This window comes from Kitasatospora sp. NPDC008115 (genome assembly GCF_042957205.1).
GTDB lineage: Bacteria > Actinomycetota > Actinomycetes > Streptomycetales > Streptomycetaceae > Kitasatospora.
The window spans coordinates 107,777-129,623 of the sequence record NZ_JBIBHU010000009.1 but is presented as its reverse complement, the minus strand read 5'-3'; the positions used below and the strand labels follow the sequence as shown (position 1 = coordinate 129,623).

Annotated in this window: 17 protein-coding genes and 1 pseudogene; 8 read left to right on the top strand and 10 right to left on the bottom strand. The window is 73.9% G+C overall.

What is annotated here, in order from left to right; all coding sequences use genetic code 11:
• Positions 1–26: 26 nt before the first annotated feature.
• Both dxs and ACFZBX_RS14195 read left to right on the top strand, forming a co-directional pair.
• A complete protein-coding gene (gene dxs, locus ACFZBX_RS14200; protein ID WP_391533910.1) occupies positions 27–1,931 on the top strand; it encodes a 1-deoxy-D-xylulose-5-phosphate synthase in 1,905 nt (634 codons plus the stop codon).
• Positions 1,932–2,052: 121 nt separating this feature from the next.
• A complete protein-coding gene (locus ACFZBX_RS14195) occupies positions 2,053–3,597 on the top strand; it encodes an ArnT family glycosyltransferase (RefSeq protein ID WP_380761720.1) in 1,545 nt (514 codons plus the stop codon).
• Between the two features lie 89 nt (positions 3,598–3,686).
• Here the strand turns inward: ACFZBX_RS14195 and ACFZBX_RS14190 are convergent, their stop codons facing one another.
• The 5 genes from ACFZBX_RS14190 to ACFZBX_RS14170 all read right to left on the bottom strand — a co-directional run bounded on the left by ACFZBX_RS14190 (position 3,687) and on the right by ACFZBX_RS14170 (position 10,413).
• On the bottom strand, positions 3,687–5,816 hold the full coding sequence (locus ACFZBX_RS14190; RefSeq protein WP_391533909.1) for a 3-hydroxyacyl-CoA dehydrogenase NAD-binding domain-containing protein: 2,130 nt from the start codon (positions 5,814–5,816) through the stop codon (positions 3,687–3,689).
• A 2-nt stretch (positions 5,817–5,818) separates the two neighbouring features.
• Complete coding sequence (locus ACFZBX_RS14185) at positions 5,819–7,063, bottom strand: thiolase family protein (protein ID WP_391533908.1); 1,245 nt, start codon at positions 7,061–7,063, stop codon at positions 5,819–5,821.
• A 230-nt stretch (positions 7,064–7,293) separates the two neighbouring features.
• On the bottom strand, positions 7,294–8,550 hold the full coding sequence (locus ACFZBX_RS14180) for an HRDC domain-containing protein (protein ID WP_391533906.1): 1,257 nt from the start codon (positions 8,548–8,550) through the stop codon (positions 7,294–7,296).
• 166 nt (positions 8,551–8,716) lie between these two features.
• Positions 8,717–9,433, bottom strand: a complete 717-nt coding sequence (locus ACFZBX_RS14175) for a response regulator transcription factor (protein ID WP_355369198.1) — start codon at positions 9,431–9,433, stop codon at positions 8,717–8,719.
• Positions 9,434–9,750: 317 nt separating this feature from the next.
• Positions 9,751–10,413, bottom strand: coding sequence for a DUF3000 domain-containing protein (locus tag ACFZBX_RS14170; protein WP_391533903.1), 663 nt, complete (start codon positions 10,411–10,413; stop codon positions 9,751–9,753).
• A 258-nt stretch (positions 10,414–10,671) separates the two neighbouring features.
• On the opposite strand from ACFZBX_RS14170, the gene hemE reads away from it, so the two are divergent.
• Positions 10,672–11,685: a uroporphyrinogen decarboxylase gene (hemE, locus tag ACFZBX_RS14165; protein ID WP_391534084.1), complete on the top strand. Its 1,014-nt coding sequence runs from the start codon at positions 10,672–10,674 to the stop codon at positions 11,683–11,685.
• A gap of 74 nt (positions 11,686–11,759) precedes the next feature.
• Here hemE and ACFZBX_RS14160 read toward each other — a convergent pair whose 3' ends face one another.
• Both ACFZBX_RS14160 and ACFZBX_RS14155 read right to left on the bottom strand, forming a co-directional pair.
• On the bottom strand, positions 11,760–12,803 hold the full coding sequence (locus tag ACFZBX_RS14160) for a DUF4349 domain-containing protein (RefSeq protein ID WP_391533901.1): 1,044 nt from the start codon (positions 12,801–12,803) through the stop codon (positions 11,760–11,762).
• 136 nt (positions 12,804–12,939) lie between these two features.
• Positions 12,940–13,380 carry a DUF523 domain-containing protein gene (locus ACFZBX_RS14155; protein ID WP_391533899.1) on the bottom strand — a complete coding sequence of 147 codons (441 nt, stop codon included), beginning with the start codon at positions 13,378–13,380 and terminating at the stop codon, positions 12,940–12,942.
• A gap of 163 nt (positions 13,381–13,543) precedes the next feature.
• On the opposite strand from ACFZBX_RS14155, the gene ACFZBX_RS14150 reads away from it, so the two are divergent.
• The 3 genes from ACFZBX_RS14150 to hemQ all read left to right on the top strand — a co-directional run bounded on the left by ACFZBX_RS14150 (position 13,544) and on the right by hemQ (position 16,154).
• A complete protein-coding gene (locus ACFZBX_RS14150; RefSeq protein WP_391533897.1) occupies positions 13,544–13,687 on the top strand; it encodes a hypothetical protein in 144 nt (47 codons plus the stop codon).
• Positions 13,688–13,995: 308 nt separating this feature from the next.
• Entirely contained in the window at positions 13,996–15,432 is a 1,437-nt protein-coding gene (gene hemG, locus ACFZBX_RS14145; RefSeq protein ID WP_391533895.1) for a protoporphyrinogen oxidase, read from the top strand.
• Complete coding sequence (hemQ, locus tag ACFZBX_RS14140; protein ID WP_391533893.1) at positions 15,429–16,154, top strand: hydrogen peroxide-dependent heme synthase; 726 nt, start codon at positions 15,429–15,431, stop codon at positions 16,152–16,154. The genes hemG and hemQ overlap by 4 nt, the downstream gene beginning before the upstream one ends.
• A gap of 57 nt (positions 16,155–16,211) precedes the next feature.
• Here hemQ and ACFZBX_RS14135 read toward each other — a convergent pair whose 3' ends face one another.
• The 3 genes and pseudogenes from ACFZBX_RS14135 to ACFZBX_RS14125 form a co-directional block, all read right to left on the bottom strand.
• A complete protein-coding gene (locus ACFZBX_RS14135) occupies positions 16,212–16,988 on the bottom strand; it encodes a TIGR04222 domain-containing membrane protein (RefSeq protein WP_391533891.1) in 777 nt (258 codons plus the stop codon).
• A 92-nt stretch (positions 16,989–17,080) separates the two neighbouring features.
• Positions 17,081–18,169: a TIGR04222 domain-containing membrane protein gene (locus ACFZBX_RS14130; RefSeq protein WP_391533889.1), complete on the bottom strand. Its 1,089-nt coding sequence runs from the start codon at positions 18,167–18,169 to the stop codon at positions 17,081–17,083.
• 88 nt (positions 18,170–18,257) lie between these two features.
• Positions 18,258–19,723: pseudogene (locus ACFZBX_RS14125) on the bottom strand (DUF692 domain-containing protein).
• 180 nt (positions 19,724–19,903) lie between these two features.
• Between ACFZBX_RS14125 and ACFZBX_RS14120 the strand changes: the two are divergent.
• Both ACFZBX_RS14120 and ACFZBX_RS14115 read left to right on the top strand, forming a co-directional pair.
• Positions 19,904–20,827, top strand: a complete 924-nt coding sequence (locus ACFZBX_RS14120; protein ID WP_391533887.1) for a GNAT family N-acetyltransferase — start codon at positions 19,904–19,906, stop codon at positions 20,825–20,827.
• A gap of 179 nt (positions 20,828–21,006) precedes the next feature.
• Positions 21,007–21,753, top strand: a complete 747-nt coding sequence (locus ACFZBX_RS14115; protein ID WP_391533885.1) for a hypothetical protein — start codon at positions 21,007–21,009, stop codon at positions 21,751–21,753.
• Positions 21,754–21,847: the final 94 nt, after the last annotated feature.

Here is a 21,847-nt window from a genome sequence, read left to right as displayed (position 1 = left end):
CGCGAACACTGAACGAGGAGGAACGGGTGGCCCTGCTGACCCGCATTCGGGGACCGCGCGATCTCGACCGGCTCACGCCCGGACAGCTGTCCGCCCTGGCCCAGGAGATCCGGACCTTCCTGGTGACCGAGGTCTCCAAGACGGGCGGCCACCTCGGCCCGAACCTCGGCGTGGTGGAGCTCACCATCGCGCTGCACCGGGTCTTCGACTCCCCGCGCGACCGCGTCCTGTTCGACACCGGCCACCAGAGCTACGTCCACAAGCTGCTCACCGGCCGCCAGGACTTCTCCCGGCTGCGCGCCAAGGGCGGCCTGTCCGGCTACCCGTCCCGCGCCGAGTCCGAGCACGACGTGATCGAGAACTCGCACGCCTCCACCGTCCTCTCCTACGCCGACGGCCTGGCCAAGGCCAACCAGCTGCTGGGGAAGAACGACCCGGTGGTCGCGGTGATCGGCGACGGCGCGCTGACCGGCGGCATGGCCTGGGAGGCGCTGAACAACATCGCCGACGCCACGGACCGCCCGGTCGTCATCGTCGTCAACGACAACGAGCGCTCCTACTCGCCGACCATCGGCGGCATGGCCAACCACCTCGCCACCCTGCGCACCACCCAGGGCTACGAGCGCTTCCTGTCCTGGGGCAAGGACGCGCTGCAGCGCACCCCGGTGGTCGGCCAGCAGCTCTTCGAGACCCTGCACGGCGCCAAGAAGGGCCTCAAGGACTTCATCGCCCCGCAGGGCATGTTCGAGGACCTCGGCCTCAAGTACATCGGCCCGATCGACGGCCACGACCTCACCGCCCTGGAGTCCGCGCTGACCAAGGCGCGCGGCTTCGGCGGCCCGGTGATCGTGCACTGCCTCACCGAGAAGGGCCGCGGCTACCACGCCGCCGAGAACAACGACGAGGACCGCTTCCACGCGGTGGGCAAGATCCACCCGGAGACCGGCCTGCCGGTCAAGAGCAGCGGCGGCCGGAGCTGGACCTCGGTCTTCGCCGAGGAGATGGTGGAGCTCGGCCGCGAGCGCGAGGACATCGTCGGCATCACCGCCGCGATGCTGCACCCGGTGGGCCTGGCCCCGTTCGCCGAGGCCTTCCCGGAGCGCATCTTCGACGTCGGCATCGCCGAGCAGCACGCCGTCACCAGCGCGGCGGGCCTGGCCACCGGCGGGCTGCACCCGGTCTTCGCGGTCTACGCGACCTTCCTCAACCGGGCCTTCGACCAGGTCCTGATGGACGTCGCCCTGCACCGGCTGGGCGTCACCTTCATGCTGGACCGCTCCGGCGTCACCGGTGACGACGGCGCCTCGCACAACGGCATGTGGGACATGTCGATCCTCCAGGTCGTCCCCGGGCTGCGGCTGGCCGCCCCGCGCGACGCCGACCAGCTGCGCGCCCAGCTGCGCGAGGCCGTCGAGGTCAAGGACGCCCCGACCGTGGTCCGCTACTCCAAGGGCACCGTCGGCCCGGCCGTCCCGGCGGTCGGCAAGGTCGGCGGCATGGACCTGCTGCGCGTCGACCCGGACGCCGAGGAGGGCCGCCGGGCCGATGTGCTGATCGTCTCGGTCGGCGCGCTCGCCCCGATGTGCCTGGAGGTGGCCGACCTGCTGGCCGCCCAGGGCATCAGCTCGACCGTGGTGGACCCGCGCTGGGTCAAGCCGGTCGACCCGGCGCTGCCCGGCCTGGCCGCCGAGCACCGGGTGGTCGTCACCGTCGAGGACAACGGCCGGGCCGGCGGCGTCGGCGCGGCCGTCGCCCAGGCGCTGCGCGACGCGGACGTGGACCTGCCGCTGCGCGACTTCGGCATCCCGCAGGAATTCCTGGACCACGCCTCGCGGCCCGAGATCCTCGCCGAGATCGGCCTCACCGCCCCGGACGTCGCCCGCCAGGTGACCGCCCTGGTCTCCCGCCTGGACGTCGCCGTCGAGGCCTGACCGCCCGCCCACAGCCGCACCCGGGCCGTTTGCGACAGCTCGGCAACACCCGGGGCTGATAATCGCACCAAAGGCGGGACCGGCGCTGCCCGCGCCGATCCCGCCCGGTAGGTTGTCATCCGTGCCGACCCCCACCCGATCCCGCCTGACCGCGCTCGCCGAGCGCCTGCCCTTGGGGGTACCCCCGGCCGACGGCTGGGAGCGGGTGAAGGCCGGCTACTGGACGCGGCTGGTGCCACTGCTGGCCCTGGTCGCGCTGCTCACCCACCTGCCGTCCTTCGTCCGCCCGGTCTGGAGCCCCGACGAGGGCTTCCTGGCCACCCAGGCCCGGATGCTCGCCGACGGCGGCGTGCTCTACGACACCGTGGTGGACCGCAAGCCGCCGCTGCTGCCCTGGCTCTACCAGGCCTGCTTCGCCGTCTTCGGCTCGGCCTCGCTCTGGCCGCTGCGCACCCTGGCGGTGGTCGCCCACCTGGTCACCGCGATCCTGCTGGCCTCGCTGGCCCGCGGCCGCTGGGGCAACCGGGCCGGCGTCGGCGCGGGTCTGCTCTACCTGCTGGTCTCCATCGGGCTCTCCCCGGAGGACACCCAGGCGGCGACCTTCGAGGTCTTCATGCTGCCCGCCATGGTGGCCGCCTTCCGCTACGCCGAGCGCCGCCGCTGGCTGGCCGCCGGCATCGCGGTGGCGCTCTGCTCGCTCACCAAACAGACCGGCGGGGCGGTGCTGCTGCCGGTGCTCTGGATGCTCTTCCAGGACGCCCGGCGGCGCGGTGTGCGCTGGGTCCCCGCCCTGCTCAAGATCGGCTTCGGCTTCACCCTGCCGATAGCGCTGGTCGCGGTGATCCTCACCAAACCCAAGGGCTTCCTGTTCTGGGTGGTCACCGGCAGCGGGGACTACGCCACCGTCGGCGGCGCCTGGCTGCAGATGCTCGGCCGGGCGCTCGGCAACTCGGCGATCCTGCTCGCCGCCGGCCTGGGCTTCCTGCTGCCGGTCGGCCGCCGGCTCTGGCTGAAGCACCGGCACCGCCCGCTGCCGGTCGCCGGGGAGGAGCACGGCTCCACCACCGACCTGTGGGTGTGGCTGCTCTCCTCGGTCGTCGCGGTCAGCATGGGCTTCCACTTCTTCGGCCACTACTACCTCCAGCTGATGCCGCCGCTGGTGCTGCTGGGCACCGGCGCGATCGCCACCTCGGCCGTGCGCTGGAAACCGGTGCTGGTGTACACCACGGCCGCCGCCACCGTCTTCTGGGGCCTGGCGCTGGCCTGGCCGGGGGAGCGGCTGGACCGCACCACCGAGGTCGCCACCGCGGTCGCCGCGCAGACCACCCCCAAGGACACCGTGCTGGTCTGGGGCATGCACCCGGAGCTGTACTGGCTCGCCGACCGCAAGCCCGCCACCCGCTACCTCACCGCGGGCTTCCTGACCAACTACAGCGGCGGCAAGGACGGCAGCCCCAACGTCGGCGAGCAGTTCTCGATGGACAACGCCTGGCAGACCTTCGACCAGGAGATCGCCAAGGGCCTGCCCGAGGTCGTCGTCGACGACTCCGGCCTCGCGCCGTACCAGCCGGGCATGATCCCGAAGATCGAGAACCTGCTGGAGACCCACTACGAGATGGTCGGCGTCTTCGCCGACACCGTCGTCTACCGCCTCAAGCGCCAGTAGGCCTCTCCCCGTACCGCCGGAAGGCCCCCCGGACGACGCGAAGGGCCCCGGTGACCGTCAGCGGTCACCGGGGCCCTTCGGCGTTCCGGCTAGGCGGGCACCGAGGCCACGCCCTGGGCCAGGAAGCGCTTGCCGTTCACCCGCTCCGAGACGCCCTCACGGTCCAGGTACGGGGTGATCCCGCCCAGGTGGAAGGGCCAGCCGGCGCCGGTGATCATGCAGAGGTCGATGTCCTGCGCCTCGGCGACGACACCCTCCTCCAGCATCAGGCCGATCTCCTGCGCGACGGCCTCCAGGGCGCGGGCCAGGACCTGCTCCTCGGTCAGCACGGTGTCGCCGAAGGAGAGCAGCTCCAGCACCTCGGGGTCGAGGACCTGCTTGCCGTCCACCCAGGTGTAGAAGCCGCGCTTGCCGGCCTTGACCACCTTGCCGAGGTTCTCCGAGACGGTGAACCGCTCCGGGAACGCGCCGTGCAGGGTCTCCGAGACGTGCAGGGCGATGGCCGGGCCGACCAGCTCCAGCAGCACGATCGGGGACATCGGCAGGCCGAGCGGCTCGACGCCCTTCTCGACGGTGGCGATCGGGGTGCCCTCGTCGATGATGCTCTGGATCTCGCCCATGAAGCGGGTCAGGATCCGGTTGACCACGAACGCCGGGGCGTCCTTGACCAGCACCGAGGTCTTCCTCAGCTTCTTGGAGACGCCGAAGGCGGTGGCCAGCGAGGCGTCGTCGGTCTTCTCGCCGCGGACGATCTCCAGCAGCGGCAGGATCGCGACCGGGTTGAAGAAGTGGAAGCCGACGACCCGCTCCGGGTGCTTCAGCTTCGAGGCCATCTCGGTGACCGACAGCGAGGAGGTGTTGGTCGCCAGCACACAGGTCGGCGAGACCACGTTCTCCAGGTCCGCGAAGACGGTCTGCTTGACGCCCATCTCCTCGAACACGGCCTCGATCACGAAGTCGGCGTCGCCGAAGGCCGCGGCCTTGTCCAGCGAGCCGGAGACCAGGCCCTTGAGGCGGTTGGCCTTGTCCTTGCCGATCCGGCCCTTCTCCAGCAGCTTGTCGATCTCGGCGTGGACGTAGCCGACGCCCTTGTCGACGCGCTCCTGGTCGATGTCGGTGAGGACCACCGGCACCTCCAGCCGGCGGGCGAACAGCAGCGCCAGCTGCGAGGCCATCAGACCGGCGCCGACGACGCCGACCTTGGAGACCGGGCGGGCCAGCGACTTGTCCGGGGCGCCGACCGGGCGCTTGGCCCGGCGCTGCACCAGGTTGAAGGCGTAGATGCCGCTGCGCAGCTCACCGCCCATGATGAGGTCGGCCAGGGCCGCGTCCTCGGCGTCGAAGCCGGCCTGGAGGTCCTGGTCCTTGACCTGGGCGATGATGTCCAGCGCCCGGTACGCGGCCGGGGCCGCCCCGTGCACCTTGGCGTCGGCGACCAGCCGGCCCCAGGCGACGGCGTCGTCCCAGGCCTTGCCGCGGTCGATCGCCTCGCGCTCGACGGTCACCTCGCCCTTGAGGACGCGCGCCGCCCAGAACAGCGACTGCTCCAGGAAGTCGGCCGGCTCGAAGATCGCGTCGGCGATCCCCAGCTCGAACACGTCCTTGCCCTTGAGCTGCTTGTTCTGCGCCATCGAGTTCTCGATGATGACCTTGACGGCCTTCGCCGGGCCGATCAGGTTCGGCAGGACGGTGCAGCCGCCCCAGCCGGGCACCAGGCCGAGGAAGACCTCGGGCAGCGAGAACGCCGGGACGCCCGCCGACACCGTGCGGTAGTCGCAGTGCAGGCCGACCTCGACGCCGCCGCCCATCGCCGCGCCGTTGTAGAACGCGAAGGTCGGGACGGGCAGCGCGGCGATCCGCTTGAAGACCTCGTGGCCGCCCTTGCCGATGGCCAGCGCGTCCGCGTGCTCCCGGAGCAGCTCGACGCCCTTGAGGTCGGCGCCGACCGCGAAGATGAACGGCTTGCCGGTGATCGCGGCACCGACGATGGCGCCCTCGGCGGCCTCCGCCTCGACCTGGTCCAGCGCCGCGTCCAGCTTGAGCAGCGAGCCCGGGCCGAAGGTGGTCGGCTTGGTGTGGTCGAAGCCGTTGTCCAGGGTGATCAGCGCCAGCCGGCCGGCCTGCAGCGGCAGGTCGAGGTGGCGCACGTGCGCGGTGGTGACGACCTCGCCGGGGAAGAGTTCGGCGCCGCGGGTCAGCAGCTCAGTCGTGGTGCTCATGCTCACTTACCACCCTCGGACTCGGACGACTTTTCCGCTCCGCTCCAATGCGGGTTCTCCCAGACGACGGTGCCGCCCATGCCGAAGCCGATGCACATCGTGGTGAGGCCGTAACGGACGTCCGGACGCTGCTCGAAGCGGCGGGCCAGCTGGTTCATCAGGCGCACGCCGGAGGAGGCCAGCGGGTGGCCGAAGGCGATCGCGCCGCCGTACGGGTTGACCCGCTCGTCGTCGTCCGCGATGCCGTAGTGGTCCAGGAACGCCAGCACCTGGACGGCGAAGGCCTCGTTGACCTCGAACGCGCCGATGTCGTCGATGGTCAGACCGGCCTTGGCCAGCGCCTTCTCGGTGGCCGGCACCGGGCCGATGCCCATCACCTCGGGCTCGACGCCCGCGAAGGCGTACGAGACCAGGCGCATCCTCACCGGCAGGCCCAGCTCCTCGGCCACGTCCTCGGCGGCCAGCAGGGAGGCGGTGGCACCGTCGTTGAGACCGGCCGAGTTGCCCGCGGTGATGTTGCCGTGCGGGCGGAACGGGGTCTTCAGACCGGCCAGGTTCTCCATCGTGGTGCCCGGGCGCATCGGCTCGTCCACGGTGGCCAGGCCCCAGCCGGTCTCGCCGACCTCGGGGTTGGTGTTGCGGACCGAGATCGGCACCAGGTCGGGCTGGATGTCGCCGTTGGCGTACGCCTTGGCGGCCTTCTCCTGCGAGCGCACGGCGTAGGCGTCGCAGCGCTCCTTGGTCAGGTGCGGGAACCGGTCGTGCAGGTTCTCCGCGGTCATGCCCATGAACAGGGCGGACTCGTCGACGAGCTTCTCGGAGACGAAGCGCGGGTTCGGGTCGACGCCCTCGCCCATCGGGTGGCGGCCCATGTGCTCGACGCCGCCGGCCACGACCACGTCGTACGCGCCGAAGGCGATGCCGCCGGCGGTGGTGGTCACGGCGGTCAGCGCGCCGGCGCACATCCGGTCGATCGCGTAGCCGGGGACGGACTTCGGCAGGCCGGACAGCAGCGCGGCGGTGCGGCCGATGGTCAGACCCTGGTCGCCGATCTGCGTGGTGGCCGCGATGGCGACCTCGTCGATGCGCTCGACGGGCAGGTTCGGGTTGCGGCGCACCAGTTCCCGGATGCACTTGACGACCAGGTCGTCGGCGCGCGTCTCGTGGTAGATGCCCTTCGGGCCGGCCTTGCCGAACGGGGTGCGGACGCCATCGACGAAGACGACGTCCCTCGCGGTACGAGGCACGGGGGCTCTCCTCCCAGGGACCAACGGTTCAGGTGGGCAGGCTGCCGCTCACCATCGCACGAGGGGACGCGGGCGGCGCTGCTTGTCGGCCATGCTACCCGTCGGTAACCAGCCTGCCCAGGCCCGTCGGCCGCTTCCGTCGATGTGTCCCCGGACACGTTGGGCCCGCCCACGAAAAAGGGGATGCCCGCCCTCTCCGGGCGGCATCCCCTTCTCCGTCTGTTCCCGGCTCAGCCCTGCTGCGTCGCCGTCGCCGTCGCCGCCTCGGCGAAAGCGGTGGCCATCGCCGGGGCGACCAGGTCCACCTGCCACTGGCGGGCGCCGAGCCGGCGCAGCGCGGCGGCCACATTGGCGGCGGAGGCGTCGGCCGGCGGCTCCCAGGACACCCGGCGGACCAGGTCCGGGGTGATCAGGTTCTCGGCCGGCAGGTGGTGGCGCTCGGCCAGCTCGCCGACCGCGGCGCGCGCCCCGCTCAGCCGGGCGGCGGCCACCGGGTCCTTCTCGGCCCAGGCGCGCGGCGGCGGCGGGCCGTCGTGCGGTGCGGCGGCCGGCGGGAGCTGGTTCTCCGGCACCTCCCGCCCGCGCTGGACGGCGGCCAGCCACTGCTCCAGCTGGCGCCGGTGCACCCGCGGCCCGAAGCCCTGGACGCCCTGGAGCGCGGCGGCGGTCAGCGGCATGGCCAGCGCGGCGTTGACGATCGCGGCGTCCGACAGCACCCGGCCCGGCGAGACGTCCCGGTCCTGCGCCATCCGGTCACGGGCCAGCCAGAGCTCGCGCACCACGGCGAGCTGGCGGCGCCGGCGCACCTTGTGCAGCTGCGAGGTGCGGCGCCAGGGGTCGGTCCGCGGGGCCGGGCGGGGAGCGGCGGCGATCGCCGCGAACTCCTCCAGGGCCCAGCCGAGCTTGCCCTGGGCGTCCAGCTCCTGTTCGAGTGCGTTGCGCAGCTCGACCAGCACCTCGACGTCCAGAGCGGCGTAGCGCAGCCACGGTTCGGGCAGCGGGCGGGTGGACCAGTCGACCGCGGAGTGCTCCTTGGCCAGGCTCAGTCCGAGCACGCTCTCGGTCATCGGTCCGAGTCCGACCCGGGCGAAGCCGGCGATCCGTCCGGCCAGCTCGGTGTCGAACAGGCGCTGGGGTCTCATGCCCACCTCGGCCAGGCAGGGCAGGTCCTGGGTGGCGGCGTGCACCACCCATTCGGTGTCCGCGAGGGCCGCACCGAGGGCGCCGAGGTCGGGGCAGGCGATCGGGTCGATCAGCGCGGTCCCGGCGCCCGCGCGGCGCAGCTGGATGAGGTACGCCCGCTGGCCGTAGCGGTAGCCGGAGGCCCGCTCGGCGTCGACGGCGACCGGTCCGGTTCCCGCCGCGAAGGCGGCGATGGCGGCGGCCAGCGCCTGCTCGTCCGCCACGACCGGAGGGATCCCCTCCTTCGGTTCGAGGAGCGGGACCGGGGCTGCTTCTTCTGGGATGGCTGCTACGGCGTCGGTCACCCACCAAGGGTACGACGGACCCCGCGACCGGGAGTGTTGTCGGACTGGTCAGACCGATGCGGGGACCGCCGGCGGGCCGCCGGGGGAGGGGCTCCGGGATCCGCTCAGCGCGCTGCGGCGGCCCCGGAGGAAACGTTCCTCCAGGGCCGCCGCAGCGGCCGGGGCGTCAGTGGATGATGCCGGTGCGCAGCGCGACCGCGACCATCCCGGCGCGGTCGCCGGTGCCGAGCTTGCGGGCGATCCGGGCGAGGTGGCTCTTCACGGTGAGCGCCGAGAGGCCCATCGCCACGCCGATCGCCTTGTTCGACTGGCCCTCGGCCACCAGCCGCAGCACCTCCACCTCGCGGCCGGAGAGCTCCCGGTAGGCGGCCTGCTGGGCACCCGGCGCACCGTGTGCCCCGGGGGCGCCCGGCGCCCCGTGCGCGCCCGGCATGCCCGGCATCCCGGGGCGGCGCATCCGGCCGGCCAGCCCGGCGGCGCCGAGCGGCAGGCCGGGGCGGCCCGGCATGGCGACATTGGTGCGGGTGCCGGTGACGACGTAGCCCTTGACCCCGCCGGCCAGCGCGCTGCGCACGGCGCCGATGTCGTCGGCGGCGGAGAGCGCCAGCCCGTTGGGCCAGCCGGCGGCGCGGGTCTCGGCGAGGATCGTGAGTCCGGAACCGTCGGGGAGGTGGACGTCGGCGACGCAGATGTCGCGCGGGGTGGAGACCCGGGGGCGGGCCTCGGCGATCGAGGACACCTCGATCACGTCCCGGACGCCGAGCGCCCAGAGGTGACGGGTGACGGTGTTTCGGACGCGGGGATCGGCGATGACCACCATGGCGGTGGGCTTGGTCGGGCGGTAGGCGACCACGTTTGCGGGGTGCTCAAGAAGGACCGACACCAGGCCTCCTGCGGGAGTGGCGGACGGAACCCCGAGGGGGCGGTCGGAGTGTTCCGCGTTCGGAAAGGGTCACAGTGTGCTTCGGCAGCATCCGTGCCCGGCTTTAGCGAAAGATCACGATCTAGTGAGTCACAATACGGACAAATCGCGCAGATGAGTGATACGACATGCCTGGAATTCGTACAAAATCGATCAGATCCAGCGCAAACCGGTCGGTTCTGAGCACGTTATTGACGGAGAGCATCCCCGAAGTCACACTCGGTCAGCCTTGGGGGTGGCGACGCGTCCGCCGGTGACGCCACGGCGGGCGCCACTCCTCAGTGCGAACGGGGGCGTCGCCGCGCCGGCATCGGGACCACTCCACCGAGTGACGTGACGTCCGCCGGGGAGTGCGGGGACGGAGCGGCAGGCGGCAGGCCCGCGCTGATGCACAGCAGGTCCCCCCAGGCCGCCAGGTGCCGCTCGAAGCGGCCGTCGGCCGGCGTCCAGGACGCCCGGATCTCGATCTCGGTGCTCGACGCGCGGTCCGCCAGCCCGCCGAAGTACTGCGAGGCGGACAGGCTCACCGTGCCGGACGGCTCCGCGTACCCGGCGCCGTGCGCCTGCAACGCGTCCAGCAGCCAGGCCCAGCCGACCTCGGAGAGCATCGGGTCGCCGGCCATCTCCGGCTCCAGCTCGGCCCGGGTCATGGTGACCACCCGGAAGTCCCCGTTCCAGGCCTCCTGCCCCTCCGGGTCGTGCAGCAGCACCAGCCGGCCGTCGGCCAGCTCCTCGCCGTCCACCTCGACGGCGGCGGTCAGCGCGAAGGAGTACGGGGCCAGCCGGCGGGGCGCCGGGGCGGGGGAGAGGACGACCTCGGGGCGCAGCCGGGCCTCGGAGAGTGCCTCCACGGCAGCCCGGAACTCGCTCGGCGCCGCCTCCCGACCCGTTCCGCCACCTGCTGCGCCACCCTGTGCGGGGTGCCCTCCGACCGCTGCCATGACCCGAAGACTAGGTCGAAAACACGGGTAATCGCCGCAACTTCTTCCCGCGCGGCGCGCCGGGGCGGCAATCCGGCCAGATCTTGGAGGAACCCACGAGACCACCGGGGCGGACGGGCCGGGCCGCGTGCGAAGATTTGGAGCGTGAGCGAGACGACGGCAGACACCACGGCAGCCACCCCGGCAGTCCCCCCGACCGGCGCCACCCCCGGTCAGCAGCCCGACGCGCGCCGCGGCGCCGCGTACGACTCGGCGTTCCTGCGCGCCTGCCGGCACGAGCCGGTACCGCACACCCCGGTGTGGTTCATGCGCCAGGCCGGCCGCTCGCTGCCCGAGTACCTGAAGGTCCGCGAGGGCATCCCCATGCTGGAGTCCTGCATGCGGCCCGAGCTGGTCAAGGAGATCACCCTGCAGCCGGTGCGCCGGCACGAGGTGGACGCGGCGATCTTCTTCAGCGACATCGTGGTGCCGCTCAAGGCCATCGGCATCGACGTCGACATCAAGCCCGGCATCGGCCCGGTCATCGCCGACCCGATCCGCACCGCCGAGGACCTGAAGCGGCTGCGCCCGCTGGAGCCGGACGACGTCCCCTACATCACGGAGGCCGTCGGCCTGCTGGTGGACGAGCTCGGCCCCACCCCGCTGATCGGCTTCGCCGGCGCCCCCTACACGCTGGCCAGCTACCTGGTCGAGGGCGGTCCGTCCAAGAACCACGAGAACACCAAGGCCATGATGTACGGCGCCCCCGAGCTGTGGGCCGCCCTGGTCGACCGGCTGGCCGACATCACCTCCGCCTTCCTCAAGGTGCAGATCGAGGCCGGCGCCTCCGCCGTCCAGCTGTTCGACTCCTGGGTCGGCTCGCTCGCCCCGGACGACTACCGCCGCTCGGTCATGCCGGCCAGCACCAAGGTGTTCGACGCGGTCGCCGACTACGGCGTGCCGCGGATCCACTTCGGCGTCGGCACCGGCGAACTGCTCGGCCTGATGGGCCAGGCCGGCGCGGACGTGGTCGGCGTCGACTGGCGGGTGCCGCTGAACGTCGCCGCCGAGCGGGTCGGCCCCGGCAAGGCGCTGCAGGGCAACCTCGACCCGGCGGTGCTGTTCGCGCCGACCAGGGCCGTCGAGACCAAGGCCCGCGAGGTGCTGCACGCCGCCCAGGCGCTCGGCACCAGCGGCCACATCTTCAACCTCGGCCACGGCGTGCTGCCCAGCATGGACCCGGACGCGCTGTCCCGCCTGGTCGCCTTCGTGCACGAGACCAGCGCCCGCTGACCGACGCGACGGCGGCGGGTCCCGTCCGGGAGACCGGAGGGGACCCGCCGCCGTCGTCGTTCCCGGCCGTCCCGTCAGGGGGTCTTCCCGGCCTGGTCCCACTCCTCGCCGTCCGCGTCGTCCTCCTCGCCGTCGGCATCGGCGGGCCCGGGGACGGCCGGTGCCGCGCCCCGCCGGCGTCGGCGCAGCGCCCACAGGACCGCCGCCACCGGCGCCGCCACCAGCAGGAACGGCAGCACTGCGGCCACCGCCACGACGAGGCCGCGCACGATCACGGCCAGCACGTGCCAGCCGCCGCTCAGCGCCGAGCCGACCGACTCCCAGAAGCCGTCCTTCTTCGGGGCCTCCGGCACGCCGTCGGCCTTGGGCTTGTCCTGCTGCCGTCGCACGTCCAGGGTGACGGTGGACAGCGAGGTCTTCGCCGACAGCTCCTTCACCTGCTTCTGCAGCGACTCCAGGTCCGCCTCCCGGCGGCTCAGCTCGCTCTCCAGGCTGACGATCTCGGCCAGCGTCTTCGCCTGCGCCATCAGCGCCCGCACCCGGTCCACGCTCGCCTGCTGGCTCTGCATCCGGCTGTTGACGTCCGCGACCTGCTGGGTGAGGTCCTCCGCCTGGCTGCGCCGGGAGACCACCTCGCCGAGTTCGGCCAGCCCGTCCAGCGTCTGCTGGAACGCCGCCGACGGCACCTTCACGGTGATCTGCCCGCTCTGCAGGCCGCCGGCCGACTCGTCGCCGCCCTCCCCGCGGCCGCTCGCCGTCTCGCTCGCCACGTAGCCGCCGGCGGCGAGGGCCAGCGCGCGGGCCCGCGCCATCGCCTCGTCCACCCTCGCCGCCCGCACCGTCAGTTGCGCCGAGTACGCGATCTGCCGGGCGTCCACCGTGGGGGCCGCCGCGGCCTTGGGCGCCGCCGAGGCCGCTGCCCCCGCCGCCCCCGCCGCCTCCGGCGCCCCCACCGCGGAGTCGGCCCTGGCCGCCTCCCCGGCGGCGGCCTGGGCCGGGGCGGCCGCCGACATGTCCTTGGTGCCCCCGCTGTCCCGGTCCGCCCCGCAGCCCGCCACCAGCGCCGCCGTCACGGCGACCGCCGCCAGCGCCCCCGCTCTCCGCCGTCCTCTTCCCACCGTCGGGCCCTCCCCGCGTCGACTGTCCCGTGCCCCCTGCCGGGGCACTCGGGCCATTCGACGGGCGCCGGCCCGGATCGGATCCGTCCGGGACATCGCAGCTTGATCACGGCTCGGCTGCGGAGCGGACAAGGCGTCAGGCCGGCTCCACCTCGATCCCCGCCCGCCGCAGCAGTGCCGCCGTCACCCCGTCCCCCGGCCGCAGCGTCCCGCCGAAGGTCCCGTCGTACACCTGACCGCAGCCGCAGGACGGGCTGCGGGCCATCAGCACCGCCCGCCGCGCGCCGGCCGCCTCGGCCGCGGCCAGCGCCGCCCGGGCCCCGGCCGTGAACTCCTCCGTGCAGTCGGCCCCGGTCGCGTCCACCACCCGCGCCCGCCCGTCCAGCACGTCGGCACCGTCCCCGCCCACGATCTCCGCCGCCGGCCGCGGTGTCGGCAGTCCGCCCTCCCCCTCCGGACACACCACGACCGCCCGCCCCTCGGCGACCAGTTCGTCAACCACCCGCGCCGTCTTCGCCCGTCCGTCGTACCGGCACGGCACCCCGGCCAGACACGCACTCACCAGCACCTTCTCCATGGGGGTGAGCCTAACGAGGTCCCGGCCCGGCCGGGCCCCGCTACCGTCGGCCTGTGAACGAGCTGCCGGAGTGGATGTACGCGCCACGCATCGAGGGGTGGTTCGCCGATGACCTCGATCATCTGACGCAGGCGCCGCGACACACTGAAAGGTGGTATCGGCGTTGACCGCGGCGTTGGAGTCGCTGGTGCCCGACGGCCTTCTCGCTGATCGTGAGATGGCGGTCAAGCTGAACCGGCGCAACCGTCCCGAACCCGATCTCGTGGTCACGACCGCCGATGAGCTCGACCGGTCGACTTCCGCCTAGGGCGTGTCTTGTGGATCTTGTCGGATCAGGCCGCGGCGTTGGGGTGCGTGCATCGCAAGGCGGAGGAGGGAGCCACTGCGGAGCATTGGCGACCGACGACAACGCGGCGAGGTGCGTGCCCCGGCGCCGCGGACCCGGCAAAGATCCGCAAGACACGCCCTAGGTCGCAGCTGGGATCCTCCGAAAGCGGCTGGAGCGGCCCGTGCCGTTTCCGATCGACATCGACCTCGACGCGCTCGTCCCCGTCCCGAAGGCGAAGCGTGCGGGGGATTGAGGCAAACGTGTAAGGACCTGCAAGACTGCGAGGCATGGCGCAAGCACATGTCGTGGTGATCGGCGGCGGTATCGCGGGACTCACCGCTGCCGCCGTGCTCGGTGGGGGTGCGGGGGAGCCGGCCCGGGCGCGGGTGACGCTGCTGGAGGCGTCGGAGCGGCTCGGCGGGAAGCTGTGGGGCGGCGAGGTCGGCGGGGTCCGGGTGGACCTCGGGGCCGAGTCGATGCTGGCCCGGCGGCCGGAGGCGGTCGAGCTGGCGCGGGCGGTCGGGCTCGCCGGGCAGCTGGAGCCGCCGACCACGGCCAAGGCCGCGATCTGGACCAGGGGCGCGCTGCGGCCGCTGCCCGGCGGCCAGGTCATGGGCGTCCCCGGGGACCTCGCCGCGCTGGCGGACTCCGGGGTGCTGAGCCCCGAGGGGCTGGAGCGGGCCCGGCACGAGGCGGCCGGCGAGGCGGTCGCGGACGATGTCGCGATCGGCCGGTACGTCGCCGAGCGGCTCGGCCGGGAGGTCGTGGACCGGCTGGTGGAGCCGCTGCTCGGCGGCGTCTACGCCGGGCACGCGGATGAGATCTCGCTGCGCGCCGCGGTGCCCGCGCTGCTGCCGGTCGCCCGCGGCGGCGGCTCGCTGCTCGACGGCGTGCGCGAGCTGGCGACCCGTCCCACGACCGTCGGCACCCCCGTCTTCCAGGGCCTGCGCGGCGGCCTCGGCACCCTGCCGACGGCGGTCGCCGCGGCCTGCGCGGACGCCGGCGTCGAGCTGCGCACCCGCACCGCGGTGACCGGGCTGCGCCGCACCCCCGACGGCTGGCGGGTGACCACCTCCGACGGCGACACCCTGGACGCGGCCGCCGTCGTGCTGGCCGTGCCCGCGCCCGCCGCCGCCCGGCTGCTGCGCGCCGACGCGCCGGCCGCGGCGGCCGAGCTGGACGGCGTCGAGTACGCCGGGATGGCGCTGGTCACCCTGGCGTTCCGCCGCGCCGACCTGCCCGAGCCCCCGGCCGGCAGCGGCTTCCTGGTCCCGCCGGTGGACGGCCGCCGGATCAAGGCGTCGACGTTCTCCTCCAACAAGTGGGGCTGGCTGGAGCGCTCGGCCCCGGACGCCTTCGTGCTGCGCACCTCGCTGGGGCGGCTGCACGAGGAGGAGCCGCTGGAGCTGGACGACGGGGAACTGGTCGCCCGCTCGCTGGCCGACCTGGGCGAGGCGATCGGCCTGACCGCCCGCCCCTACGACACCGCCGTCACCCGCTGGCGGGCCGGACTGCCGCAGTACCCGGTCGGCCACCTGGACCGGGTGGCCCGGATCCGGGCGGCCGCGGACCGGGTCGGCGCGCTGGCGCTGTGCGGGGCGGCGTACGACGGCGTGGGCATCCCGGCGTGCATCGCGAGCGCCCGGGCGGCCGTCGCCGGGCTCGACAGAGTGTTGACCCCGCCGGCCGGGGCGAACGTCACGGAGAGGACAATGGGCGCATGACTGAGACCGTTGAGCAGCAGGCCGCCGAGCAGCCCGCGAAGAAGAAGGCGCGGGACCTGAACCAGGTCATCCGCTACACCATGTGGTCGGTGTTCAAGCTCAAGGGGGCCCTGCCCGAGGACCGCACCGCCCTGGCCACCGAGGTCGACGAGCTGTTCGCCCAGCTCGCCGCCAAGGACATCACGGTGCGCGGCACCTACGACGTGTCCGGTCTGCGTGCCGACGCCGACATCATGGTCTGGTGGCACGCCGGCGACTCCGACGACCTCCAGGAGGCGTACAACCGCTTCCGCCGCACCGGCCTCGGCCGCCTGCTGGAGCCGGTCTGGTCGAACATGGCGCTGCACCGCCCGGCAGAGTTCAACAAGTCGCACATCCCGGCGTTCCTGGCCGACGAGACCCCGCGCGACTACGTCTGCGTCTACCCGTTCGTCCGCTCCTACGAGTGGTACCTGCTGCCGGACGCCGAGCGGCGCGCGATGCTCGCCGAGCACGGCCAGATGGCGCGCGGCTACCCGGACGTGCGGGCCAACACGGTCGCCTCGTTCGCGCTGGGCGACTACGAGTGGCTGCTCGCCTTCGAGGCGGACGAGCTGCACCGGATCGTGGACCTGATGCGCGACCTGCGCCCGTCCCGCGCCCGGCTGCACGTCCGCGAGGAGGTGCCGTTCTTCACCGGCCGCCGCAAGCCGGTCGCCGAGCTGCTCAACGGCCTGGTCTGAGCACACCGCGCAGTGGGGAAGGGGTCCCGTCCGCACCGGACGGGACCCCTTCCCGCGTCAGTGCCGGCGCAGGGCGGCGCGCAGGCGGGCGTCGGGGAGGGCGGCGGGGCCGTTCATGGCGACGGCGGTGAGCAGTTCGCGCTCCTCGTCGTCGGTGAGCCCGTGCTGGCGCGGCGGGCGGACCTCGCGGAGCACCTCCCGGCCGACCGGCGAGGCCCAGTGGGTGTAGGGGTAGACGTCGACCCGGGCCATCAGCAGGGTGCCCGAGGTGAGCACCAGCGGCAGCGAGAACCAGGCCAGCGGGGTGAGCGCGTCACCGTCCAGCATGCCGCCGACGACCAGCGCGGCGGCCAGCAGCACCAGCGAGAGCAGCAGCGCCTGGCGGACCTGGCGCACCACCAGCACGGTGTGCCGCTGGATCGCCGCCGGGGTGGCGAGCCCGGCCAGCGAGAGCCGGCTGCCGATCTCCAGCACGGTGGGGTGGGCGGCCATCGCCGCCCGCAGGTCGTCGGTGCGGCACTGTCCCTCCGGGCCGACGGTGGCGATCACCGCGCGCTCCAGCCGGCTGCGCCCGCGCGGGTCGACGACCGTGGTCCAGCCGGTGTGGGCGAGGTGCAGCCGGCCCCGGGAGGCCATCAGGACGAGGGCGAGTTCGACGACCCGGTCCGGGCCGCCGGCCAGGTAGGCGGTCTCGTACAGCCCGATCCCGACCGCCTCGGGCGGCCGGGGGCCCTCCTGGCCGGTCATCGCGTCGGCGGCGGCGGTCATCCGGACCACCCGGATGCAGGAGAGCACCGCGGCGGCGCAGGCCGGGAGCAGGAAGAGCAACCACATGGGCTTGTTGTAGTCCCGGCCGCGCCGCACGCGGAACGTCTTCCCGGAGCGCGATACCGAACTGTGACGTCCGGCGGCCCCGGTCAGCGGTGTCAGGAACCGCCGCAGCCGCCGCCGCAGCCGGACCCGCAGCTGGAGGAGGACGAGGAGGAGCCGCAGCCGGAGGAGGAGCCCGAGGAGGAGGAGCCGCCACAGCCGCTGCTCCCGCCGCAGCTCGAACCCGAGGAGCCGGAGGAGCCCGAGGAGCCGGAGTCGGAGGACGAACCGGAGTCGGAGGAGGAGCCGCACCAGACGGCCGGACCGGAGCAGCTGGAGCCCGAGGAGCCCGAGGTGCCGGAGGAGCCCGCGGCGGACGAGGAGGCGGAGTAGCCGGTCGCCCTGGTCGTCTGGTCGGCGACCGCCGCGGCGAGCAGCGCCTCCTGCAGCTCCGCGTCGGCGAACTCGGCGGTGCCGACGGCGGCCAGGCCGCCGAGCGCGATGGCGCCGAGCACGGCGGCGTCGGCGTTGCGGGCCCCCTGGCGGGGCGTCCACGCCTTGCCGTCGTCCACCAGCCCGAGCTGGCGGCGCCCGGCCGGGGTGATCCGGCCCTTGGGCGGCCGGGTGGCCGCCAGGGAGACCAGGCCGACGGCCAGCAGCACCAGCGGGATCCACAGCGCGGGCCGGTCGTAGCCGGGCTCGTCGGAGTCGAGCAGGTAGGCGGTGGCGGTGACGACCGCCGAGGCGAGCAGCGCGAGCCAGATGGAGCGGTGCGCGGTCCTCGCCCGGCGCAGCCTGACCGGGTTGCGCAGCAGGCCCCGGCCGGCGAGCTCGTCGCCGATCGCCTGGACGCCCGGCGAGCGCATCACGGCGGTGCGCAGCGAACCGAGGTCGCGGCTGCGGGTCGGGCCGATCGCGTCGACGATCTCGCGCTCGACCTTGTCGTACGGCTTGTCGGTGGTGAGGGTGACCAGCCGGGCGCGGCTGACCACGACCTGGCCGTTGCGGTGCATCCGGACCAGGGCGGTGTCGAAGACCCGGCCGGGGCCGCCGGCCAGGAAGGCGGCGTCGAGCAGCGGGATGCCGCGGCCGGGCAGGCCCTTGGGGTTGGGGACGCGGTGCGCGGCCTGCCGGGCCCGCGAGGCCAGGAGGACGGCGGCGGCCAGCAGGACGGCGGGGATCAGGTAGTAGGCGTTGTGCCACATGGGCGGTTCCCCCGGGTGGTGAGACGTGGTTCCGGCGCGTGCGGCGCCGTGGTTCGGGCGGTTGTGGGGTGTGCGGCCGGACGCCGCTTCAGGCGTCGCGGCCGGGCCGTAGGGCGCGCCTCAGGCGGGCCAGCGGGCCCGGCGGCCGTTCCGGGGCCGGATCGAGCCACTGGGCCAGCGACCGGCGGGCGGCGGGGTCCAGCTCCCCGCCCCCGGCGAGCGCCCAGCCGGCGAAGGCCCGGGCGTCGGCACGGTAGCCGCCGGTCTGCGGGTGGCTGCGGGCGTAGGCGAGGAACAGCGGGCCGTACTGCGCGCCGAGCAGGCGGGGCAGTTCCGGGGCGACCTTGGCGGCGGTGTCGCGCCGCTTGGCGGCCAGGCCGGCGGCCTGCGCGCGCACCTGGGCGGGGTCGAAGCCGGGCGGCACCGGGCCGCCGGCGGTCAGGGCGGCCAGCAGTTCGGTCTGCCGGGCGGCCAGCCGGGCGCGGGCGGCGTCGGTGTCCGGGGCGGAGAGGGTCATCGCGCACCGCCGCCCTCGGGCGTCCGGCCGCCGTCCAGGACCCGCCGGATGGCGTCGAGTTCGGCGGCCAGCTCGGCGGGCGGCGGGAAGGCGGCGTCGCGCTCCAGCAGCACCCCGGGCGGGGCGACCCGCGCGCACAGCTCGGCCAGCACCTCCAGCACCGGTTCGGTGACCGGGTGGGCGTGGGTGTCGTGCCAGACGCCGTCGACCAGGGTGCCGCCGGCGACGTGCACGTAGGCGAGCGCCTCCAGCGGCAGCCGGTCCAGCTCGGCGGCCGGGTCGACGCCGAGGTTGACCCGGTTGGTGTGCAGGTTGGCGACGTCGATCAGCAGCCGCACGCCGGTGCGCTCGACCAGTTCGGCGAGGAACTGCCCCTCGGTCAGCTCGTCGTCCGGCCAGGCCAGCTGGGCGGCGATGTTCTCCAGCGCCAGCGGCACCGGCAGCTGGTCCTGGGCGATCCGGACGTTCTCGGCGATCACCCGCAGGGCGTCGCGCGAGCGCGGCACCGGCAGCAGGTGGCCGGCCTCCAGGCCGCCGGCCCGGACGAACGCCAGGTGCTCGGTGACCAGCGGGGAGCCGAGCGCCCCGGCGGTCTCGGCGAGCCGGGCCAGGCGGCCCGGGTCGGGCCGGTCGGCGCCGCCGAGGCCGAGGCCGACGCCGTGCGGGACGACGGTCAGGCCGCGGTCGAGCAGGATCCGCAGGGACTCCGGGAGGTGGCCGGCGCAGATGTTCTCGGCGACCACCTCGACCCAGTCCAGGCCGGGCTGGCGTTCGACCACGGTGTCGATCTCGCTGCGCCAGCCGAGGCCGACGCCGAGCCGGCGCGCGGTGCCGGAGGCGGGGGTGGTGCCGGAGGCGGGAACGGTGGCGGTGGTGGTGGTGGTGCGCACGGTGCCCGTCGTCGGTGCGGGCAGGTGCGTCGGTTCGGCGTGCAGGGCAGGGGAGGTCATCGGTGCGCCCCCTTCGGAGGGCCGGTGGGAAGGCCTTCGGTCGGCCGGGCCTCGTCGCCGGGGCCGCCGGGCCGTGCTGGTGAGCATGTCCCCGGGCGCCGCGGCTGCCAAGCCTGGTCCGGTCATCTCAGAGCATTACTTGAGCTTGGCGTCGCGTCAATGAGCGATCCGTGACCCGGGGTGGGGTGCATCGTCGCAGGTGGGGTCGGTGGCGGCGGAGAAAACCGGGGGCGGACGGGCCGTCCGTCGGGCTACTGTGACGCCCCTATGACACCTTTGACGATTCGTGACTTCCGCCCTGAGGACGCCGAGGCCGTCGCGGCGGCCCACCGCGCCGGGCGCGAGCACCTGGTGCAGACACCCGAGATGTTCGTCTTCCGCGCGGCCCGGCAGCCGAAGGGCGCCCACTACCGCGTCCTGGTCGCCGAACTGGACGGCCGGGTGGTCGGCGCGGTCCGCTGCGGGGTGGTCGTCGGCACCACGACCACCGGCGTCGGCCACGCCAACGGCAGCGTGCTGCCGGGGTACCGGCGGCGCGGGGCGTTCACCGCCCTGCTGGCCGCCGCCGAACGGCACCTGGCCGGGCACGGCGTGGTCGAGCTGCACGGCTGGGTGGACGACGAGCCCGGCTCGCTCGCCTTCGCCGAGGCGCGCGGCTTCACCGCGGGCCGCACCGCCCACTTCGCGGCCCGGGATCTCACCGCCCCGCTGCCGCCCGCCCCGCCGCTGCCGGCCGGCGTCGAACTTCGCCCGGCGAGCGACTTCGGCGCCGACCCGCGCCCGGTCTTCGAGGTGGAGGCGGACGCGGCGCTGGACGAGCCGGGCGAGATCGTGCTGGACGCCACCGAGTACGACGAGTGGCTGGCGGGTGAGTGGAACCGCCCCGACCACGACCACGGGCTGACCGTGGTCGCCGTGGTCGACGGCCGGCCGGCCGCGTTCAGCTTCGCCACCACCGACGGCGCGGACCGCTACTGGTCGGCGTTCACCGCCTGCCGCCGGGAGTTCCGCGGGCGGGGACTGAGCAAGCTCGCCAAGCTGGAGTCGCTGAGCCGGGCCCGGGCCGCCGGCCTGCGGTACGCCTACACCTCCAACGACGCCACCAACGCGCCGATGCTCGCCATCAACGCCTGGCTGGGCTACGAGCGCTGCGCGAGCGAGCGGAAGTTCATCAAGCGCCTGGACGTCTGAGCGCCCCAGGACCCCCGGGCGGTGACGGAGGGTGAAGGCCGCTCCGCCGGACGGGTGAATTCGGAGCGTTCACCGGCGCGGGAGCCGGAAGGGACGCGGGCGCGGGAGTTCCCGGCGCCTCACGGGGCATCACATCCGCGCAGTCTGTTCGTGCCCGAGTCTTCCGCGCGGGGGATGCTATGGAGATCCTGCTCCAGATCCTGGTCGGGTTCGTCCCGGCCGTGATCGGCTTTCTCGCCGCCCGCTCGATCGCCCGCACCCGCCTCTTCCTGCGCTACGGCTTCCTGCGCGTGCTGCTCGGGCCGTACGCCCGGGTGCAGATCGTCACCCCGAGCATCGAGGTCGCCGAGTTCGCCTACGCCAAGGACGGCTGCCGGCTCACCAGTCGGGGGCCGCGCAACGTGCTCTTCATGCCGATGGCCGAGGCCCGGGCGATCGCCCAGCTCACCGACCTGCTGCGGAAGATCAACCGCAAGGCCGCCATAGAACTGGTCACCGCCGGCGCGCAGGACCCGAGGATGCCGACCTTCTCGATCGGCGGGCCGAGCGTCAACGCCTACTCGGCGGGCGTGCTGGCGGCGGGCTTCCCGGACTTCCGGCTGGAGCACCCGCAGGCGGCCCGGGCCCGCTGGGGCGGGATGGCCTTCGAGGCGCAGTACAACGCGGCCGACGAACTGGTCCGCGACCACGGCTTCGTGTTCGTCACCCGGACCACCCGGCAGGCGCCCTGCGTGGTGCTCTGCGGGGTGTTCGCGTTCGGTTCGGCGATGGCGGTGGAGGCCCTGGCGGCGGCCGGCCGGAAGTCCCCGCTGGCGGCGCTGTTCCGCTCGGGGGAGAAGGGGTTCGTCGCGGTCGAGGGCCGGGTGATCGGCCTGGACACCGTGGACGTGACCGTCGAGGTCTGCCGCGTCCTGCCCGCGGGCTGAGCACTCCAGGGCAGGATTCGGCCGCCGCGGACAGGGGCAAACGGGACAGTCCGGGAGACTCCGGGGCAGCAAGTGGCCGGAATCGCCGGGCTTT

Bases quoted from the DNA above. Each gene is read 5' to 3' on its own strand.
- ACFZBX_RS14135 (WP_391533891.1), bottom strand. From the start codon at position 16,988: ATGTGGTTGCTCTTCCTGCTCCCGGCCTGCGCCGCCGCGGTGCTCTCC.
- hemG (WP_391533895.1), top strand. From the start codon at position 13,996: ATGGCGCAAGCACATGTCGTGGTGATCGGCGGCGGTATCGCGGGACTC.
- ACFZBX_RS14170 (WP_391533903.1), bottom strand. From the start codon at position 10,413: ATGGCAGCGGTCGGAGGGCACCCCGCACAGGGTGGCGCAGCAGGTGGC.
- hemQ (WP_391533893.1), top strand. From the start codon at position 15,429: ATGACTGAGACCGTTGAGCAGCAGGCCGCCGAGCAGCCCGCGAAGAAG.
- ACFZBX_RS14155 (WP_391533899.1), bottom strand. From the start codon at position 13,380: ATGGAGAAGGTGCTGGTGAGTGCGTGTCTGGCCGGGGTGCCGTGCCGG.
- ACFZBX_RS14115 (WP_391533885.1), top strand. From the start codon at position 21,007: ATGGAGATCCTGCTCCAGATCCTGGTCGGGTTCGTCCCGGCCGTGATC.
- ACFZBX_RS14130 (WP_391533889.1), bottom strand. From the start codon at position 18,169: ATGTGGCACAACGCCTACTACCTGATCCCCGCCGTCCTGCTGGCCGCC.
- ACFZBX_RS14190 (WP_391533909.1), bottom strand. From the start codon at position 5,816: ATGAGCACCACGACTGAGCTGCTGACCCGCGGCGCCGAACTCTTCCCC.
- ACFZBX_RS14120 (WP_391533887.1), top strand. From the start codon at position 19,904: ATGACACCTTTGACGATTCGTGACTTCCGCCCTGAGGACGCCGAGGCC.